17 protein-coding genes and 2 pseudogenes are annotated in these 18339 nt (G+C 69.6%); 12 read left to right on the top strand and 7 right to left on the bottom strand.

Going from position 1 to position 18339, the window contains the following annotated elements:
* Positions 1-8: 8 nt before the first annotated feature.
* The gene (dnaK, locus tag AB0927_RS14710) at positions 9-1916 is read right to left on the bottom strand and encodes a molecular chaperone DnaK (RefSeq protein ID WP_366667930.1); all 1908 of its coding nucleotides are present in this window, start codon (positions 1914-1916) and stop codon (positions 9-11) included.
* A 52-nt stretch (positions 1917-1968) separates the two neighbouring features.
* Positions 1969-2448, bottom strand: coding sequence for a general stress protein (locus AB0927_RS14705; RefSeq protein WP_366667929.1), 480 nt, complete (start codon positions 2446-2448; stop codon positions 1969-1971).
* A 375-nt stretch (positions 2449-2823) separates the two neighbouring features.
* On the opposite strand from AB0927_RS14705, the gene AB0927_RS14700 reads away from it, so the two are divergent.
* From AB0927_RS14700 to AB0927_RS14680, 5 genes are all read left to right on the top strand, one after another.
* Positions 2824-4452, top strand: coding sequence for a helix-turn-helix domain-containing protein (locus AB0927_RS14700; RefSeq protein ID WP_366667928.1), 1629 nt, complete (start codon positions 2824-2826; stop codon positions 4450-4452).
* A gap of 365 nt (positions 4453-4817) precedes the next feature.
* Positions 4818-5192, top strand: a complete 375-nt coding sequence (locus AB0927_RS14695) for an NUDIX domain-containing protein (protein WP_366667927.1) — start codon at positions 4818-4820, stop codon at positions 5190-5192.
* A 43-nt stretch (positions 5193-5235) separates the two neighbouring features.
* Positions 5236-5394 carry a hypothetical protein gene (locus AB0927_RS14690; RefSeq protein ID WP_366667926.1) on the top strand — a complete coding sequence of 53 codons (159 nt, stop codon included), beginning with the start codon at positions 5236-5238 and terminating at the stop codon, positions 5392-5394.
* A 258-nt stretch (positions 5395-5652) separates the two neighbouring features.
* On the top strand, positions 5653-6075 hold the full coding sequence (locus tag AB0927_RS14685) for an Hsp20/alpha crystallin family protein (protein WP_366667964.1): 423 nt from the start codon (positions 5653-5655) through the stop codon (positions 6073-6075).
* 92 nt (positions 6076-6167) lie between these two features.
* A complete protein-coding gene (locus AB0927_RS14680) occupies positions 6168-6563 on the top strand; it encodes a DUF2267 domain-containing protein (RefSeq protein WP_366667925.1) in 396 nt (131 codons plus the stop codon).
* Between the two features lie 38 nt (positions 6564-6601).
* On the opposite strand, the pseudogene AB0927_RS14675 reads toward AB0927_RS14680, so the two are convergent.
* Positions 6602-6976 (bottom strand): annotated as a pseudogene (locus AB0927_RS14675) (carbonic anhydrase); the annotation flags it as partial.
* Here AB0927_RS14675 and AB0927_RS14670 point away from each other — a divergent pair.
* Positions 6972-7175 carry a Tn3 family transposase gene (locus AB0927_RS14670; RefSeq protein WP_366667924.1) on the top strand — a complete coding sequence of 68 codons (204 nt, stop codon included), beginning with the start codon at positions 6972-6974 and terminating at the stop codon, positions 7173-7175. The pseudogene AB0927_RS14675 and the gene AB0927_RS14670 sit on opposite strands and share 5 nt — an antisense overlap.
* Positions 7176-7208: 33 nt before the next feature.
* Here AB0927_RS14670 and AB0927_RS14665 read toward each other — a convergent pair whose 3' ends face one another.
* Positions 7209-7826 (bottom strand): TetR family transcriptional regulator, encoded by a 618-nt coding sequence (locus AB0927_RS14665; RefSeq protein ID WP_366667923.1) that lies wholly within the window; start codon positions 7824-7826, stop codon positions 7209-7211.
* 137 nt (positions 7827-7963) lie between these two features.
* Here AB0927_RS14665 and AB0927_RS14660 point away from each other — a divergent pair, with 137 nt between their 5' ends.
* The 4 genes from AB0927_RS14660 (at position 7964) to AB0927_RS14645 (ending at position 12594) form a co-directional block, all read left to right on the top strand.
* Positions 7964-8887 (top strand): SDR family oxidoreductase, encoded by a 924-nt coding sequence (locus AB0927_RS14660; protein WP_366667922.1) that lies wholly within the window; start codon positions 7964-7966, stop codon positions 8885-8887.
* Between the two features lie 126 nt (positions 8888-9013).
* The gene (locus AB0927_RS14655) at positions 9014-9997 is read left to right on the top strand and encodes an alpha/beta hydrolase (protein WP_366667921.1); all 984 of its coding nucleotides are present in this window, start codon (positions 9014-9016) and stop codon (positions 9995-9997) included.
* 413 nt (positions 9998-10410) lie between these two features.
* Complete coding sequence (locus AB0927_RS14650) at positions 10411-11238, top strand: hypothetical protein (RefSeq protein ID WP_366667920.1); 828 nt, start codon at positions 10411-10413, stop codon at positions 11236-11238.
* A 363-nt stretch (positions 11239-11601) separates the two neighbouring features.
* A complete protein-coding gene (locus tag AB0927_RS14645) occupies positions 11602-12594 on the top strand; it encodes an alpha/beta hydrolase (RefSeq protein WP_366667919.1) in 993 nt (330 codons plus the stop codon).
* Positions 12595-13230: 636 nt separating this feature from the next.
* Here AB0927_RS14645 and AB0927_RS14640 read toward each other — a convergent pair.
* A pseudogene (locus AB0927_RS14640) lies at positions 13231-13587 on the bottom strand (MerR family transcriptional regulator); the annotation flags it as partial.
* Positions 13588-13753: 166 nt separating this feature from the next.
* Here AB0927_RS14640 and AB0927_RS14635 point away from each other — a divergent pair.
* Positions 13754-14827, top strand: a complete 1074-nt coding sequence (locus AB0927_RS14635) for an alkene reductase (protein ID WP_366667918.1) — start codon at positions 13754-13756, stop codon at positions 14825-14827.
* 317 nt (positions 14828-15144) lie between these two features.
* Here the strand turns inward: AB0927_RS14635 and AB0927_RS14630 are convergent, their stop codons facing one another.
* The gene (locus AB0927_RS14630; RefSeq protein WP_366667917.1) at positions 15145-15798 is read right to left on the bottom strand and encodes a YceI family protein; all 654 of its coding nucleotides are present in this window, start codon (positions 15796-15798) and stop codon (positions 15145-15147) included.
* 97 nt (positions 15799-15895) lie between these two features.
* A complete protein-coding gene (locus AB0927_RS14625; protein WP_366667916.1) occupies positions 15896-16810 on the bottom strand; it encodes a YceI family protein in 915 nt (304 codons plus the stop codon).
* Positions 16811-17507: 697 nt separating this feature from the next.
* Between AB0927_RS14625 and AB0927_RS14620 the strand changes: the two genes are divergently transcribed.
* Positions 17508-18224: a DUF1963 domain-containing protein gene (locus AB0927_RS14620; RefSeq protein ID WP_366667915.1), complete on the top strand. Its 717-nt coding sequence runs from the start codon at positions 17508-17510 to the stop codon at positions 18222-18224.
* Positions 18225-18339 lie beyond the last annotated feature (115 nt).

The following is an 18339-nucleotide window of genomic DNA, read 5'->3' as shown; positions in this document are numbered from 1 at the left end:
GGCGCGCCTCAGTCCTTGTCGAACTCGGCATCGATGACGTCATCGTCACCGCCACCGCCGCTCGGGCCACCGGTCGCGCCGCCCCCGGTGGTGTCCTGACCGGGACCGCCTGCGGTAGCGGCGCCCTGATGGGCCGCCAGCCCGGCGAGCATCTGCTGGAGTTCGGAGGTCAGGGGTCGCACGCGCTCCACACCCGCCTCTTCCTTGACCGCCGCCCGGGCGTCGGACACGAGCATCTCGGCGCGTGCCTTCTCGTGCGCGGGCGCTGCGTCGCCCAGTTCGGCGAGGCGCTTCTCGACCTGGTAGGCGACCGCGTCGAGCTCGTTGCGGGCGTCGACGGCCTCGCGGAGTGCCTGGTCCTGGGCCCGGTTGCGCTCGGCCTCCTGGACCATGCGTTCGACCTCACTGCGGTCCAGGTTGGAGCTCTCGCTGATGGTGATGCCCTGTTCCTTGCCGGTGTCCCGGTCACGTGCCTTGACGTTGAGGATGCCGTTGGCGTCGATGTCGAAGGTGACCTCGATCTGCGGTTCGCCCCGCGGCGCCGGGCGGATGTCGGTGAGCTGGAACCGGCCGAGCACCCGGTTGTCGGCGGCCCGTTCGCGCTCGCCCTGGAGGACGACGATGTCGACGGCGGGCTGGTTGTCCTCGGCGGTGGAGAAGGTTTCGGTGCGACGGACGGGGATGGTGGTGTTCCGCTCGATGATCTTCGTCATCACGCCACCGCGTGTCTCGACACCCAGCGACAGGGGTGTGACGTCGAGCAGCAGGACGTCCTTGACCTCGCCCTTGAGCACCCCGGCCTGGATCGCGGCGCCCAGGGCGACGACCTCATCGGGGTTGACGCTCATGTTGGGTTCCTTGCCGCCGGTCAGCCGACGCACGAGGGTCTGGACCGCCGGGATACGTGTGGAACCGCCGACGAGGATGACCTCATCGATGTCGCCCTCGCCGACCTTGGCGTCGGCCATGGCCTGCTGGACCGGTCCCAGGCACCGCTCCACCAGGTCGCTGGTGATCTGCTCGAACGTGGACCGCATGATCGAGTCGGTGAGATGCTTGGGGCCCGAGGCGTCGGCGGTGATGAACGGCAGGCTGACCTGGGTCTGGGTGACGGAGCTGAGCTCGGTCTTGGCCTTCTCCGCCGCCTCGAAAAGGCGTTGCAGCGCCTGCGGGTCCTTGCGCAGGTCGATGCCGTTCTCCTTCTGGAAGTCGTCCGCGAGGTAATCCACGAGTCGCCGGTCGAAGTCGTCGCCGCCCAGGTGGCTGTCGCCGGCGGTGGAGCGCACCTCCACCACGCCGTCGCCGACGTCGAGGATGCTCACGTCGAAGGTGCCGCCGCCCAGGTCGAAGACGAGGACGGTCTCGTGCTGCTTCTTGTCCATGCCGTACGCGAGGGCCGCCGCGGTCGGCTCGTTGATGATCCGCAGCACCTCCAGTCCCGCGATCCGTCCGGCGTCCTTGGTGGCGGTGCGCTGAGCGTCATTGAAGTAGGCGGGCACCGTGATGACCGCCTCCGTGACCCGCTCCCCCAGCTGCTTGGAAGCGTCGTCGGCGAGTTTCCGCAGCACCTGGGCGCTGATCTCCTCAGGCGCGTACAGCTTGTCCCGCACCTTGAAACGGGCCGCCCCGCCGTCGCCCTCGACGACGTCGTACGCCACCGCCCTGGCCTCGTCGGAGATCTCGTCGAAGTGCCGACCGATGAACCGCTTGGCCGAGTAGATGGTGCCCTTCGGGTTGAGGATCGCCTGGCGCCGGGCCAACTGGCCCACCAGGCGCTCGCCAGTGTCGGTGAAGGCCACTACGGACGGTGTCGTGCGGTTGCCCTCGCTGTTGGGCACGACGGACGGCTCGCCGCCCTCCCACACGGCGATCACCGAGTTGGTGGTGCCCAGGTCGATGCCCACTGCCTTCGCCATGAGGAACTCCTCCCGGTCCGGCGCCTGCGCCGACTCTCCGGATCATGTTCGTTCAGGTACGGGTGGAACCTCCGCCGGTGGTCTGCAGCCCGCCGATCAGCCGTACAGCCTCGTCGGCGACCGCCTCGTCCAACACGACCTCGTACCGGCTCGGCTGCATCGAGCGGGGCGAGGCGAAATCCCGGCGTCCGCCCTGCAGGGCGTGCAGCAGCCGAACAGCGCGCCGACGATCGCTCCGAAGATCGACCCGTACAGGGCGAGAAGCAAAGCGGAAACGACGGGGTCGAGCCAGTTCACAAGGCCGAACAGCCAGCCGATCAGGACACCGGGGAGCGCACCGCTCGCCGCTCCGTGAAGGGTGGCCCTGCCGTAGTCCATCCCGGCCGATCACCTGCTCGACCACGCGCAGGCCCCGGCCGGTGATCGCCACGCTCTCCACGGGAAACCCGTGGTCAGGGAGGTGGTCAACGGCGCGTTCGGCTTCCTGGTACGTCTTGCACGAGGCAGCCGACCTGCGATGCTGCTCGGTCATCGCCCAGCCCTTCCTGCCAGTCCGCACGGAGGGTCTCGAACACTCCCAGGGTGGCGAGCCGAGTGGCTCCACGCCTGCGCCTGGCGAGTCAGAAATACACGGGTCCGGTCGCCCCACGAGCACGAAAGGAACCATCCGGATATCTCGGAGAAGCCGACCCGTGAGCGGGTACGCGAAACACCGCTCGCCTCCCTGTAGGGTTGGAGAGAACGGAGTGATCCCATGGTCAGCAGCCGGGCGCACAACCTGTACCGCCGGCGCTCGGACCAGGAGGGTAGCCTTCCGCGGGGCAGCGCTGGGCGGCACCCCAGGGCCGCGCGGAAAGAGCCTCGCCCACCCGCTCCAACCCCAGCCGACCAAACCCCCCAGGAACTGATGGCACTCTGCCGTGCCCTGTTCGACACCCCGGATGAAGGCGAGATCCTGCGTTTGGCCATGGGCAACGTAGCCGCCGCAGGGCCGTACAGCGCCGAGGCCGGATACCTCAAGGTGGACGGCGACCTGGTCCCCAGCCCGAGGAACGGGGAGATCCATGCCCCGGCCGTGGACTGCAGGGTGCGGGAGCTGGCCGGGCAAGACGGCCCTGTGACCGTACCCGGCTGGTCCTGGGGCCGGGCCCTGGGGCTACGCGGACTTGAGAGGCTCCATGGCTACCTCGTGGTGACGTCACGTTCCCGGCCCACCGAGGCCGAGTACTCCCTGCTCGTCACGCTCGTCCAGTACACCGCCGCTGCACTGTCAGTCGCCTTCGCACACCGCCGCCAACGAGAGGACGCGCTGGAACTGCACCGGCTAAGGGAGGAACGCACCTCCCTCCAGCGGCAGCTGATCTCCGTCGCGGCTGAGCTGGGGTACCAGCGGGCCGTTCACGCGCTCATGGCCAACGTCGCTGCCTCGGGCGGCAGCGAGGAAGCCGTCACCCGCGCACTGCACAGGCTCACTGGATTCCCCGCGTTGGTCGAGGACCGCTTCGGTCGGCTGAGGTCCTGGACCGGGCCCAGCCGCCCCCAGCCCTATCCGGAACCGGACCCCGTGCGCCAGGACGAAATGCTGCACGCCGTCGCCCGCGAGGTCGGGCCGGTGCGGATAAAGGACCGGCTGATCACCCTGGTCCGCCCGCACGGCGAGATCCTGGGCGTGCTGGCCCTGGTCGATGCCCGGGACGAGGCCGACGAGCACACCGTGCTCGCCCTGGAACTCGCCGCCACGTCGCTCGCCCTGGAACTGGCGCACCTGCGCAATCTGGCCGAAGTGGAGCTGAGGCTGCACCGCGAACTGGTCGACGACCTCCTGGCAGGGGCGGACGAGGCGAGCGCCTACGCCCGGTCCGAGGCAGTCGGACACGACCTGCACCGCAGCCACTACGTGGTCGTGGTGCAGCGGTCGGACCGGACTGTGGACGATTCCTTCGCGCAGACCGTGGGCCGGGCGGCCTCTGGCGCGGGCATGCGCTCGCTGCTGACCCGACGTTCCGACCACGTCGTCCTTATCGCCGACGACAGGCCGCACGCCCGCGCGCTCTACGAGGCGCTCGCCCGGGAGACCGGGACACGGTCCGCGACGATCGGGGTGAGCGCCCGTTGCGACTCCCTGGACGACATCCCTCACCGCTACCAGGAGGCGCAGCGCGCCCTGGAAGTGCGCCGCCACTCCCGCGAGCACTACGGCACGACGTTCTTCGACGAGCTCGGCCTCTACCGCATCCTGGGACCTGGCAGCGATTACCGGGAACTGGAGACGTTCGTCCACGAGTGGCTCGGGCAGCTCATCGACTACGACTCCCGGCACCACGCGGCCATGGTGGAGACCCTGTCCCGGTACTTCGACTGCGGCGGCAACTACGACGAGACCGCCGAATCCCTCGCGATCCACCGCAGCACGCTACGCTACCGGCTCCAGCGCATCCGCGACATCAGCGGCAACGACCTCGCGAACGTCGAGGACCGGCTGAACCTCCAAGTGGCGACCCGAGTGTGGAAGATCGTGCTGGGCGGACACGGTTGAGGCGCCCACGCACCGCGGGGCCGGCTCCGCTGTCCCCATCACCGTGGGGAGCAGGATGCGCTCCGCCGAAATGGCTCTCAGGCATCACTCAGACCACCGGCAGCGGTTCGAAGGCGATGGCCTGCCGCTCACCGCAAGTGTCCTGCCCCGAGCGGTTCCTCTGCGCCGTGGACCTCGAAACCTCGCCTGGCAGCAACCACCGACAGCGGCATGAACCTCGGAATCCCCACCCCCGGGACCGATCGAACGCGGCCCGAGCCACCTGCATCGAGGTGATGCGCCGGCACCCCTGAAAGCCCCGCGATCTTGGTGCCAACTATCCCTCTTTTGTGCCAACTAAAAATCGTCGTCACAGGTCTGAACAGATGAACTTGACAGGGAACGCGCTCGCCTGCCTGGTGAGGGAGGCCCGGGAAGAGGCTGGACTGGTCATCGACCCGGCGGACGTGGATCCGGCGCATGTCGTACACGTCGTGGACACGTCGGGCGGACAGCCGTTGACGCAGATGGTTTTCCGGGCCCGTCGCTGGAAGGGCGTTCCCGAGGTCCGCGAGGCCGACAAGTGCCTGGCCTGGCAGTGGTGGCCGCGTGGGGAGTTGCCGGAGCCGATCGCCCCTACGCCCGGGCGGCCATCGCCGGGATCGCCGAAGGCCGCGCATATTCCGAGATGGGCTGGTGACCGCGGTGCGCGCGCGTACCCTGAGCGTGGCCGGGCCAAGGCTGGGCAGCCGGTCCCGTGAGGGGGCTCGCTGCGTGGTGGCCGGGGCCGTCGAAGGCGCCGTGATGAGTGCCGAGTCCGAAACGATGGTCGTGGCCGGGATCCTGCCGCTGTTGTACCGGATCACGCCCGCCGAGGTCAGCCAGGGCCCGGCCGGGACCGCGACCCGCAACTATCTGGCCAGCACGTCAACGGCCGCCGTTGGTTCGAGAAGGCCTTTGTAGCCGGGTGTCGGTGACTGTCGGGACCGGGTCGGTCGCGGGTGAATGGCACGAAGCCATCGGACCTGACCGCATACCGCACGGGGGATCAGCCGGCGTTCAGGAAGCCGCGCACCGGCAGATGGCCGCGAGACCCTCCACTGGCTCCGCAGCCGAACCGGCCGAGACGAACCTGAGTCCGCTCTTGTCAACTTTAATGAGGTGAGCTATATAGGAACTGTCCGACATGTGCATCACGCCTTCAGGGAGGAGTGACCGATGATGCTCATGCGAACCGACCCCTTCCGCGAGCTGGACCGGCTCACCCAGCAGGTCTTCGGCACCGCGGCGCGGCCGGCGGCGATGCCGATGGACGCCTTCCGCGACGGCGAAACCTTCGTCGTCGAGCTCGACCTGCCCGGCGTGTCCCCGGAATCGATCGAGCTCGATGTCGAGCGCAACGTGCTGACCGTCAAGGCGGAGCGCCGCCCGAGCGCCGGCGAGGACAGCGAGGTCGTGATCGCGGAGCGGCCCACCGGGTCCTTCAGCCGCCAGCTCTTCCTCGCCGAGACCCTGGACACGGAGCGCATCGATGCCTCTTACGATGCCGGTGTGCTGCGGCTGCGGATCCCGGTTGCCGAGCAGCCCAAGCCCCGCAAGATCGCCATCAGCGGTGACGACTCGCGCAAGCAGATCAGTAGCTGAGCCCGCGCACGACGGGCGGGAGCCTGGAGCCGGCGGCTCCCGCCCGCGAAGCCGTCCGAGCTGTGCGGCGGCCGTCGACTCAGGAGGGCGCCATGGCAATGCGCTGGGACTCGTTCATCGCCGCGGTCCAGGACCGCGGCGAATACGCCACGCAGGAGGAAGCAGAGCGGTCTTCCCGTGTCGTTCTGGCCCTGCTGGGCGCCCATCTGGTGGGCGATGTGCGCGCCGAGCTGGCCGCCCGGCTGCCCGAAGCGCTCTCTCTGGTCCTCCGCAATCCCCTTCAGGCCCGCGAACCGCTGACGCCTGAGCGGTTCATCCGGGCGACCGCGGCTTGGATCGAAGGCGCCACGGAGAAGACCGCGACCTGGGACGTCAGCGCGGTGCTCAGCGTCGTGGCCGATGTCGCGGGCGAGGACCTGATGAACCGCGTCCTGCTCCAACTCCCGCCGGGCTACGACCTGCTCTTCGGACGCCCACGGCCGAGCTGACTATCCCACCGGGTGAGCGGCCACGGCCGGGACGGTCGGGATGCGGTGGGGACCGCCGCATCAAGGCCGCGGGCGGCGACGAGCTGCGCGCTGCCGTCGGCCAGCCGGTAGCACAGACCCACCACGGCGGGCCGGTCGGCGGCCACCCGCTCGGCCAGGACGCGGGAGCGTTCGAGCAGAAGGTCCACAGTGTGCTCGATGTGCTCGGACAGGACCTCTTCGGCCTTGTCGCGTCCAGCGGCGCGGGCTGCCAGCCCGCTCGGGGTGACCCGTTCGACGACGTCGCGGACGAAGCCGCCCGGGGTCTGGCCGTTCTCCAGGGCGGAGCGGGCCGCGGCGACGGCGCCGCAGGAGTCGTGGCCGCGGACGACGACCAGCGGCGCATCGAGGACGGCGACGCCGAACTCGATGGACCTCGACGCCGCCGTCAAGCAGTTGGCCGCCGACGGCTTCCCCGTCACCGACGAGTTGCTCGGCCGGCTGTCCCCGCTCCCGTACGACCACATCGACTTCCTCGGCCGCTACGCGTTCACCCGGCCGCTGGCGCCGGGCCTGCGGCAGCTACGCGACCCGTACAGCGACGACGAGACCGACAACGACGAGGACGGATAGCTGCGGGCCCCTTGCCCGGGGTGCCCACGGCATTCATGCCACATTCCCCTGGCCTTGGAAGCTCGCGTCGTCGGTCGCGGCGGCGTGTTCGGCCGGTGCGATGAGGTGCCTGGTGGCGTCCAGGGTTTCCCGAATGTGTTGGGCGAGGGTGTGCCGGTCGGAGTCGTCGATCCAGCGTTCGAAGGCGACTTTGAAGGCGGCGATCCCGATTTCGGCCGCGAGTGCCGCGGTGGTGGAATCCAGACCGCGTTCCCGGAGCGCGTGGGCGAGGGTGGAGACGAGTGAGGCCTGTTTGGCCAGTTCGCGTTCCTGCAGTTCGGGATTGGCGGCGATGACGGCTTGGCGCTGCCGTACCAGTTCTGCGCGTTCTTCGAAGACGGGAGCGGCTTCGGTGAGGGCGTGTGTGATCACTTCCAGTGGCGCCAGAGGGCTGGCGGCGGTGGCCGTGGCGTGCGCGAGGACGTCGGCCAGGGCGTTGGGCTGGAAGAGGACTTCCCGTTTGTCGACGAAGTGCCGGTAGAAGGTGCGTTCGGTGACCTCGGCCCGGGCGGCGATCTCCGCCACGGTGGTGGCGTCGAAGCCCTTGTCGTTGTAGAGCTCCATCGCCGCCTTCTCCAGGCGGCCACGTGCGTCGGGTTTCCATCGGCTCATGCTCCGATCCTACCCACCGATGACAGAATCTGACATCAGAGTGATGACAGAGGCTGACATGAGCGCTACGGTGATGTCACGAACTGACATCACGGCTCTTCGCCCCTGGTGGGGAGCCCGCAGCAAAGGGCAACACCATGCGCGTATTCGTCACCGGAGCCTCCGGACATCTCGGCTCCGCCGTCGTCCCCGAGCTCCTCGAAGCGGGACACCACGTCGTCGGGCTGGCGCGCTCGGACAAGTCCGCCGCCGCGCTGACGGCTGCCGGCGCCCAGGCGCACCGAGGCGACCTCGATGATCTCGACGGCCTCGCCGCGGCCGCCGCTGCGGCTGACGGGGTCATCCACCTGGCCTTCAAGCACGACGCCATGTTCGCCGGCGACTTCGACGGCGCGGTCGCAGCGGATCTGCGCGCCCTCGACACGCTCGGAAACGCGCTCGCCGGCACCGGCAAGCCGTTGGTGGCCACCTCGGGAACCGCGCTGTTCGCCTTCGCGGGACTGCAGGGCTTGCTCACTGAGGCCGACGTACTCGACGCAGGACCGCGGATCGACGCCGAGAACGCGGTGGTCGCACTCGCCGAGCGCGGCATCCGGTCGTCCGTCGTCCGGCTCACTCCGACCGTGCACAGCTCGCTCGACCACAACGGCTTCGTCCCGACCTTCATCTCCATCGCCCGCTCCAAGGGCGTCTCGGCTTACGTCGGCGACGGTGCCAACCGCTGGCCCGCCGTGCACACGCTCGACGCGGCACGCCTGTACCGGCTGGCGCTGGAATCCGCCCCGGCCGGGTCACGGCTGCACGCCGTCGACGACGAAGGGATCACCTTCCGCCAGATCGCCGAGGGCATCGGCCGCGGGCTGAAGCTGCCCGTGGTCAGCATCGCGCCGACCGAGGCCGAGGCCCACTTCGGCTTCCTGAGCGCCCACGCACAGGCCGACAACCCGTCCTCAAGCACGCTGACCCGCGACCTTCTGGGCTGGGCGCCCGTCCAGCCCAGCCTCGTCGACGACCTCGGCCAGGGTCACTACTTCGATACCGGCGCCACCGCCGCGCGCTGAGCCCGCCCCCTTCTCCATTCCGGTCCGTTCCCCGCGCCCATCCACACGGCTCGGCGGAACCGGCCCAAACGACCCACCATCCCCCTGCACGACCGGCTGCTGTGCAGCCGGAAGGAGACGAACAACATGAACACCAAGAACGCACACGAGCGGCTCGACCCGGAACTCGCCGAGGTCCTGAAGGCGGTGCCGATGACGGAGGCTGGGGTGTTCGACCTCGGTGACCTGGAGGGCACACGCGCCGGCGTCCGAGCCTTCGCCGAGGCGATCGCGGCCCAGATACCGGACGAGCCGTCCGTGTCGGTCGAAGAGGTCCAGGCGCCCCGCTCGGACGGATCCACCCTCGCCATCCGGCTGCTGCGGCCCACCGAGGCAGCCGGGCCGCTGCCGGTGCTGGTCTGGTTCCACGGCGGCGGGCAGGTCCTCGGGTACGCGGCCCAGGACGATCCCACCCTCAAGCACCTGGTCCTGGAGGTCGGCTGCATCGTCGCCTCCGTCGACTACCGGCTCGCGCCCGAGGCTCCCGCCCCGGCCGCCGCCGAGGACGGCCTGCTCGCCTACCGCTGGCTTCGCAGTCAGGCAGCCGCACTCGGCATCGACGCGGCCCGCGTCGCCCTGGCCGGGCAAAGCGGCGGCGGCGGCATCGCCGCAGCCACCTCGCTCATGATCCGCGACCAGGGCGAGCCGGCGCCGCTGTTCCAGGCGCTGAGCTACCCGATGCTCGACGACCGCAACACCACCGCGTCCAGCCACGAGGTCACCGACATCGGAATCTGGGACCGCGCGACCAACATCCTGGCCTGGCACCTGATCCTCGGGGACCGCGCCGGCGCCGACGATGTGCCCCCATACAGCGCACCCTCGCGCGCGACGGACCTCACCGCCTTGCCGCCCACCTTCATCGCAGCCGCCGAACTCGACGTCTTCCGCGACGAGGACCTGAACTACGCGACGCGGCTCCAGGCCAGCGGCGTGCCCGTCGAACTGCACCTGTACCCCGGCGCCTACCACGCCTGGGACCTCTTCGCCCCCGAAGCCGCCGTCAGCGCCGTCTACGTCCACGCCTGGTACGGATACCTGCGCCGCCAGTTCAGTGCCCGTCAGCCCTGAACATCCGTCGCGTCCCGGCCGCGCGGTGATGGCCGGCAGGCCGCCCCACGGACCTGCTGACAGCCGGTAACCCGACGAGGAAGCCGGCACCCACGTCGGCTTCCTCGGCCCCACGCTCTGGCCGCACAACCCGACATCGAGCACCGGGACCCGGCCGGCTCGAACGGCAACCACCAGGCCCGACCTCATCAGCGACCTCGACCTGGGGCAGTTCGAGACCCCCACCTCCTGAGCCCGGCCCCGTCGCGCGGACGCGGACGCCCGCGCCTCATAGCCGCTGAGGGCGAGGTCAGCGCCCGGCCGTCGGATCGGCCCATGCCACACCGCCGCCGCGTGGCGGATGTCCGTGGGGCAGGGGAGGGGGGACATGATGGGGCAACGGAGCGGTGCGAGGAGAGTGCGGTGTGGGCGGGTTGGGCTCTGACGGTGCGGCGAGCGGCAAGTCCCGATTCGACGACGTGTACATCCAGCCGGACCCGCGTGCCTACTTCACGCGGCTCGCTCCACTGGGCTACGAGATCCCGCACCACGCCCAGCCGGTGTTCCGGCAGCTGGCCGCGGAGTGGGCAGCGCACGGTGACGGGCGGGCCGGCGGGCCGGTGGTGCTGGACCTGTGCTGTTCCTACGGCATCAACGCCGCCCTGCTCAATCATGAGGTGACGCTCGCGGAGCTGTACGAGCGGTACATGTCCGACACCGCTTGGCGGATGACGTCGGCGGGGCTGGCCGCGTGGGACCGGGAGTTCTACGCTGAGCGGCGGCGGCCGGACGCGCTGCGGGTGTACGGCCTGGACATCGCCGCCCCGGCGGTGCGCTATGCCCAGGAAGCCGGTCTGCTGGAAGCCGGTTTCACCGACGACCTGGAACGGGTGTCGCCCGGGCCGGGACTGCGCGGCGCCCTGGACGAGGTCGGGCTGATGACCCTGACGGGCGGCGGCAGCTACATCACCGAGCGGACGTTTGCCGCGCTGCTGGACGCAGTCCGGCGCCCCGTGTGGGTGAGCGCGTTCGTGCTACGGACCGTGTCATACGAGCCTGTCGTGCGGACGCTGGCCGCACACGGGCTGCGTACCACGGTGGATGTGTCCCGGACCTATCCGCAGCGGAGGTTCACGGACGAACGCGAGCGGCGGCACGCGATCGAGGCGGTGCGGGCCCTCGGCGGTGACCCGTCGGGGCTGGAGGAGGAGGGCCGCTACCACAGCCTGCTCTACAACTCCAAACCCGGACCGGCGCGGTAGTCCACGCAGCAGCGCCGGCACCCACGCCCACGGCCACAGAGATGACGAGGACCGCGGTGAACAGGAACCACAGGACACCCGCGAATCCAGTGGAACATGGGTGCCGTCCCACCGCCGGGCAGCAGGCTCGCTGGTCACGCGCTCGCCGCTCCGGATCAACTCCGGTCCGCGCACCTGCGCCGAGTGCGGACTCCCGGCCTTCGCGCCGTGCCCCGTCCGTCATTCCACGGCGGCCGCGCGCAACATGCGTGCCATCACCCTGATGCCACGCCGGTTCACGCGGTTGGCACCGGTCGAGGGGCTCGGTCGCGCCAGTTCGGGAACGCTGATGTGTCATAGGCCCCAGCGGAAAGCGAGCACAACATGACGGCATCTTCGGGCTCTGGCATACGACGCATCACGCAGCGTCTCCTTATTGCGGCGGCGGGATGCGCCGTCACCGCCCTGTGCACGGCCACGGTGGTCCCGGCCGCCGCGGACGGTGGCACAGGCACGAAGAAGCCCACCATCGTCCTGGTGCATGGTGCCTTCGCCGACGGTTCCAGCTGGAACGGGGTGATCGAACGGCTGGAGCGCCGCGGCTACACGGTCATGGCCCCGGCCAACCCACTGCGCGGGCTGTACAGCGACTCGGCCTACATCGCCTCCGTACTCAAAAGTATCAAGGGACCCGTCGTACTCGCCGGACACTCCTACGGCGGAGCCGTGATCAGCACCGCCGCAGCCGGCAATCCCCAGGTGAAGTCCCTCGTGTACATCTCGGCACTGATGCCGGACGTGGGCGAAAGCGGCATGTCGCTCTCCGCCCGCTTCCCCAGCGCCCTCGGCACCGCCACCACGTCCGTGCCCTACCAGACCACCGGCGCCAGCGGCACCGACCTGTACCTCAAACGCGACAAGGTGCACCCGGTCTTCGCCGCCTGTCTGCCGGCCGGCCAGGCGAACCTTCTGGCGGACACTCAACGGCCCGCGGCCACCGCTGCGTTCTCGGAGACCGCCAAGGTCGCGGCATGGAAAGACATACCGTCCTGGGCCCTGGTCGGTCGGCAGGACAAGACCATCAACCCCGACCAGGAACGCTTCGAGGCCAAACGCGCTCACTCCCACACCGTGGAGATCGACACCTGCCACGTCTCCCTGATCGCGCGTCCCGACGCCGTCACCGACCTCATCCTCCAGGCCGCCACCGCGAACTCCTCCACCACCGCCGGTTCCGCCCGCCCGACACTGGCCGACACCGGCACCTCCGGACGCTCCACGGGAACGGTCATTCTGGGCGGCATCACGACCGCATCTCTGGTGGCCGGCCCGGCACTCCTTCTTCTGGGGCGCCGGATGCGACGCCGCACGCACTGACGAGCGTTCGGCCCGCGGTCTCCCCGGAATACCAGCTCTTTGGATAACCGGCCGCCTTCAGCTCATCGTTCACCCTCTCGGCCAGCGCACCCTGTTTGAAGGCGTGGTCGGCCATGTGGGCCTGCAGCCGGCGCGACCAGTCGACCAGTCGACCAGGCGAACCGTGGCGGACAGCGGACTGGCGCCGTCGAACTCCGCCTTGCGGCGCACGAACCGAAACGGGGTCAAGAGCCAGCCAGGAGCCGACGTTGCCACGTGCGTCTGAAATCTCTACGACCGAGGGGCGGGCCACTACGGGCGACCCGAGTGAAGCCCCGCGCAGCCCTCGCCGTCGGATCTCACGTGCGTCTGCCCAACCGTCCGACCGTGGTGGAGGCGGCCGCCGACGGCGCGTCACCAATTCGACGAAGAGGGGCCGTGCGCGTGGCGCCGGAACCTTCCTCGCCCAATCCGCCTGCGAGCACACCCTGTACCTGCCCTGAAGGTGAGGGTCCAGCGGCCGGCCGCGGGAAGACGCGGCAGTCCTCAAGCGGGCCACGGTTCTCTTCGCGTCCCGGACCCGGTGAGCGTTCTCGCCTCCGTCCCCGAAGAAGGAGCGGCCTCCGCCCGGGACGCTGTGGCAGGGGTGTCGCCAAGCAGCGTTTCGCGGTGTGCCTGGGCCACGGCCACCATGGCGTCCAACGTGTCGCGGGCCCGCAGGAGATCCTCGATCTGCGCCGTGATCCGCTCGCGTTCGCGGGCCATCCGCTCCAGCGCGGCGTCGGAGTTGCGCTCACTGGGTGCTTCGGCGCACGGCATGACCTCGGCGATGGTGCGGCTGGAGAGGTTGGCCGCATACAGGCTCTGGATGAAGCGGACACGTTCCACGTCGCCCTCCTCGTACTGCCGCTGCCCGCCCGGCGTACGCGTGCTGCTGAGAAGCCCCTGCTGCTCGTAGTAGCGCAATGACCGCACACTCACCCCGGCGCGTGCCGCGAGTTCTCCGATCCGCATGACCGCCTCCTGCCGTGTCCGCGGCGCCGGGGGCTCTGTGACGGGCCTCACGCGAGTCCGTGGTGTTCTCGGCTTGCATCTGACATCGGTGTCAGGTTTTAGCGTACTCGTGTGCTTCGGCAGACGGAGCACGGACGCAGACGCACACGCATACGTGGAGAACAACGTGCCTTCCCTGTTCAGCAGTTACCGCCTCGGCGAACTCACTCTGCCCAATCGGACCGTCATGGCCCCCATGAGCCGTGTCCGGGCCGCCGCCGGCGGCCTGGCCACCCCCTCGATGGCCACCTACTACGCGCAGCGCGCCACGGCCGGCCTGATCGTCACGGAAGGCGTCCAGCCCAGCCTTGTGGGCCAGTCCAACCCGGGCACGCCCGGCCTGCACACCGATGAGCAGACCGACTCCTGGCGGCAGGTGACCGGCGCGGTCCATGCCAACGGCGGACGCATCTTCGCCCAGATCATGCACGGCGGACGGGTCTCGCACCCCGAGACCACGGGCTTCCAGCCGGTCGGCCCTTCGGCCGTCCCCGCCGAGGGCAGCGTGTTCACCCCGAGCGGTCCGCAGCTGGCGCCCGTGCCGCGGGCCCTGGAGACCCACGAGGTCCCCGAGCAGGCCCGCTCCTACGCGGACGCCGCCCGCCGCGCCGTCGACGCGGGCTTCGACGGCGTCGAACTGCACGGCGCCAACGGCTACCTGATCTCCCAGTTCCTGTCGTCCAACGCCAACCTGCGCGAGGACCGCTACGGCGGCTCGGTCACCAACCGGATCCGTTTCGCCGTCGAGGCGGCGGCAGCCACGGCCGAAGCCGTGGGAGCCTCCCGTACCGGTATCCGTCTGTCGCCCGGTGGCGGCATCTGGGGGGTCACCGAGGACGACGCGGCCGAGCTGAACACCGCTCTGCTGACGGAGCTGGCCCGTCTCGACCTCGCTTACGTGCACCTGACGGCCAGCACCGACGAGGACGTACTCCTCCAACTGCGCAAGACCTGGCCGGGCACCCTGATCGTCAGCCCGACCATGGCGGGCGGCCCGAAGCAGGCCGGACGGGCGGATGCCGACCACTGGCTGAACCTGGGCGCCGACCTGATCGCCTTCGGCCGCGGCTTCCTCGCCAACCCCGACCTGGTGGAACGCCTGCGCTCGGGTCTGCCCCTCGCGCCCGCCGAGGAGGACACCTTCTACCAGGGCGGCGACGCCGGCTACATCACCTACTCGGCGTACCAGCACACGGCCTGACCGGCTCACCGCGGGCGGACGGAAGCGGGCTCCGCCGCCCTGGCGGCGGGCCTGACCGCCTCCGGCGGCGCCGACGCAGCCTCGCCGGCGGGGCGGGACTGCCGCCGGTCAGGTAGCGCATCATCGCCGGGTCGCTGTCCAGTTCGGTCAGCACGTCCGCGTCCTCGGCAGACAGGCGGCGCAGGGTCAGACGCTCGGTCTCGCGGCAGGTGGGCAGCAGTGGATCATGCCTGGAGCACGTCGGGCAGGCAGGCCAACGGTTTTCCTGCGACTCCGCGGAGTCGCCATGACGTCGCAGGAGTATCGCCCTGACGCCGCTACGATGTCGACCGGATCGCGGAGATGTCGAACTGCAGCCTGACCTTCTCGCTCACCATGGTGCCGCCTGCCTTGAGGCGCTGGTTGTAGACCAGACCCCACTCGGTGCGGTCGATGGTGGTGGTGCCGTCGAATCCGGCTCGCTCGAAGCCGAAAGGGTCCAGGACCGAGCCGAGGTAGTCGAGTTGCAGGTCGACGGGCCGGGTGACGTCGCGGATGGTCAGGTCCCCGGTCATGCGGAAGGTCTCTCCGCCTTCGTGGACGGTGGAGGTGCTGCGGAAGGTCATTTCCGGGTAGTGGTGCGCGTCGAAGAAGTCGGCGCCGATGATGTGCGCGTCCCTTTGCGCCACGCCCGTGTCGACGCTGGCGATCCGGATGACGAGGTCGGCCCGTGACTCGGAGGGCTGGGCTCCGTCGAAGTACAACGTGCTGTCGTAATCGGTGAAAGCCCCCCGGACTGTCGTGACCATGGCGTGCCGCACGGAGAATCCGATGCGGCTGTGCGGGCGGTCGATGGTCCACCGCCCGGTCAGGGCGCGAAGTGCCGGGTCGAGCGCGACACCCCGGGACGTGGACTCCGCGGCGAAGGCGCCGGTGCCGTCAGTCGGGGTCGGCTCGCTGACGGCGGTCTGGCGTCGGCCGAAGATGCCCATGGTGGTGAGCCCTTTCCCATCTGCTCGCTCTGTGCTGTCAAGGTGTCGCCGGGAACGGCTTCGATCGGTGGCCCGTGTGCGGCGCTCGTGTGTGCGTCTACTGCGGCGGTGTGGGCGTGTCGTGGGTGCGGTACATCGCCTGTACGTCCAACTCCAGTTGGACGGTCGGCCCGACGACGGCGATGCCGCGGGCGAGCATGGAGCGCCAGTTGAGCGTGAAGTCCTCCCGATGGAGTTCGGCCTTCGCGAGGGCCGCGCAGCGCAGTTCCTGCTCGTAGCCCCCGTTGATCATCCCGAGGTAGGTGGTGTCGAGGCCGACGGAGCGGCTGGTGCCGTGCATGGTGAGGGTGCCGTGCAGGGTCCACTTGGAGCCGCCGCGGTGGGCGAACCGGGTGCTGGTGAAGTCGATGTACGGGTAGCGTTCGACGTCCAGGAAGTCGGCGGAACGCAGATGGTTGTCGCGGGTGTTGTTGCCCGTGGTGACACTGGAGGCGTCGATGCGCACCGCCACCTGTGAGTCGGCCATGTCCGGAGCGATGCGGATGCTGCCCTGGAAGCGGGTGAACCGGCCGTGGACGTGGGCCATGCCCACGTGTTTGGCGATGAACCGGATCGCGGTGTGCGGAGGGTCGAACAGCCAGGTTCCGGCTGTCGGAAGTTCCATCTGGCGGGCGGGCTGGAGCGCGATGCGCACGGTGGGCAGGGCCACCCCGGCCGCGATGTCGAGGTTCTCACGGGCAGGTGACAGGCCTTCGGCCACGGTCATCACGCTGTAGGAGCCCGGTGGCAGCGTTGCTATGAAGTAGCCATGGGGGTCCGTGGTGCCACGCGTCGCGACCCGGTGGCTGTCCAGCGCGGTCACGGTGACCTCGGCTCCGCCCATGGGCTGCCCCACGGGATCGAGCACCTGGAAGCCGAACGCTCCGGCACCGGGCGGCAGGGGGACCGAGATGCTCGATCCGGCACCGGAGGCACCACGGGATCGCCGACGACGGAGCAGCCCGAGAGCCATGGAGTTCACCCTTCTTTCTCTGCGCCACGGTCACGCGACCCGCTCAGAGTTCTTACATTCGCGTTCGCCAAGAATCGTCGACGACAGGAGGGCGGACGCAAAGCGAGTAGTTCGCCGACGATCATAAGCCCCTCCGCAGGCACGTCACTCGAGCCGATGTCGAAGCTGTTCCACCCGCCTGCGGGCGGATGCGAGGCCACATATCGGTACATCGGCCGACCATATCGCCACACCCCGACTTCGCAGCTTTGCTGCAATGCTGTAGTGAAGGACACGGAAAAAGGCCGGGATTTTCACAACGGTCTGCGGTTTCATCACGAACCCGACACAGAGCCCGCCGTGTGTTGCCGGCCCGCTGCACTGCGCCGCTCGCCGCTGGCTGTCACCTGCGCCGCCTCGGCGTGGACTTCACGACCTCGGCGCCGGCCGCGGGGAGTGTCCTGATAGACCCCGAGACGGGCGCCTCGTGACCTCCCGCGCTTGCCGTGTCGCCTTCTCGGTCCGGGGCGGACCCGCACCCGATGTCGATGTCGGTGCCGGACGTTACGGTGCCGGTGTGATCGCTGAACTTCGGGAAAAGGTGACGTCCTTTCGTGCGGGAGCAGTTGAGCGGGGGATACCCGTCGACTTGGTGGACCGCTGGATCGCCCGTGGCCGGCCTTGCGCCCTCCTCGAGGATCGTGGGGACGGGCCGGTCGTGGGCCGGTTCGGTGGGCCGCTGCTGCTGCCCGACGGGATGGCGGACCCCGAGGAGCCCTACGTCGCGTCCATCGATCTCGCCGCGCTGCCGAAGGAGTCGACGGACCTCTCCTTGCCGCCGGACGGGCACCTGCTGCTCTTCGCCTGGATCTGGGACGCCTACGAATGCTGCAACCACGGCCAGGCCATCTACGTTCCTGCCGGTACGCCCGTGGTGGAGCGGGACAGGAACGCCTGGAACAAGGACCAGGCGGAGGGGGAGGAATGGCGCCAGGAGTACCAGGAGGTCTTCGGCAACTTCCCGCAGCGTGAGTTGAGGGCCAGGACAGAGCCGTCCCTGCCCAACCCCTACCTGGCCGAACTGCTCGAGAAGGACGCTGGGGCCGCTGGGTTCCGGCACCTCGACGAGCTCGAAAGGCTGTGGGGCAGCACCGGCCACGGCCCGGTCGACGACCGGTATCTGCGGATCGGCGGGCACGCGGAGAACGACCTGCTGAAAGACATCGTGCACGCCGCGGTGCACAGCGCGGAGGAGGGGACCTGGGGCGGCGGTGAACCGGTGTCGGAGGCCGTCGACGACTGGGTGATGCTCGCCCATTGGCAAGCGATGGACGACCTCGAGGAGGTCGACAGCGTGCACTGGGGAATCCAGCGCGCGGACCTGGCGGCCCGCCGCTTCGACCGTGTGTCCTGCACCGTCTACTGGAACCCGTGACCGGGCCGGGCGGGTCCGCGCCCGAGGTGGGGTCGGGCCCGACGCGGTGCTCCGGGCCACGAACTCGCCGAACTCGGTGAGGCGTGGCTTTCTGTTTGGTGCCGGAGCGGGCTGC

It is taken from the genome of Streptomyces sp. NPDC048106, assembly GCF_040706415.1.
GTDB lineage: Bacteria > Actinomycetota > Actinomycetes > Streptomycetales > Streptomycetaceae > Streptomyces.
The sequence above is the reverse complement of the archived record's forward strand: the minus strand, read 5'-3'. Positions and strand labels throughout refer to the sequence as shown.

Bases quoted from the DNA above. Each gene is read 5' to 3' on its own strand.
- AB0927_RS14690 (WP_366667926.1), top strand. From the start codon at position 5,236: ATGAGTGCCGAGTCCGAAACGATGGTCGTGGCCGGGATCCTGCCGCTG.
- AB0927_RS14630 (WP_366667917.1), bottom strand. From the start codon at position 15,798: ATGGGCATCTTCGGCCGACGCCAGACCGCCGTCAGCGAGCCGACCCCG.
- AB0927_RS14705 (WP_366667929.1), bottom strand. From the start codon at position 2,448: ATGACCGAGCAGCATCGCAGGTCGGCTGCCTCGTGCAAGACGTACCAG.
- AB0927_RS14645 (WP_366667919.1), top strand. From the start codon at position 11,602: ATGACGGCATCTTCGGGCTCTGGCATACGACGCATCACGCAGCGTCTC.
- AB0927_RS14670 (WP_366667924.1), top strand. From the start codon at position 6,972: ATGGACCTCGACGCCGCCGTCAAGCAGTTGGCCGCCGACGGCTTCCCC.
- dnaK (WP_366667930.1), bottom strand. From the start codon at position 1,916: ATGGCGAAGGCAGTGGGCATCGACCTGGGCACCACCAACTCGGTGATC.
- AB0927_RS14685 (WP_366667964.1), top strand. From the start codon at position 5,653: ATGCTCATGCGAACCGACCCCTTCCGCGAGCTGGACCGGCTCACCCAG.
- AB0927_RS14665 (WP_366667923.1), bottom strand. From the start codon at position 7,826: ATGAGCCGATGGAAACCCGACGCACGTGGCCGCCTGGAGAAGGCGGCG.
- AB0927_RS14680 (WP_366667925.1), top strand. From the start codon at position 6,168: ATGGCAATGCGCTGGGACTCGTTCATCGCCGCGGTCCAGGACCGCGGC.
- AB0927_RS14695 (WP_366667927.1), top strand. From the start codon at position 4,818: ATGAACTTGACAGGGAACGCGCTCGCCTGCCTGGTGAGGGAGGCCCGG.
- AB0927_RS14660 (WP_366667922.1), top strand. From the start codon at position 7,964: ATGCGCGTATTCGTCACCGGAGCCTCCGGACATCTCGGCTCCGCCGTC.
- AB0927_RS14625 (WP_366667916.1), bottom strand. From the start codon at position 16,810: ATGGCTCTCGGGCTGCTCCGTCGTCGGCGATCCCGTGGTGCCTCCGGT.
- AB0927_RS14700 (WP_366667928.1), top strand. From the start codon at position 2,824: ATGGCACTCTGCCGTGCCCTGTTCGACACCCCGGATGAAGGCGAGATC.
- AB0927_RS14655 (WP_366667921.1), top strand. From the start codon at position 9,014: ATGAACACCAAGAACGCACACGAGCGGCTCGACCCGGAACTCGCCGAG.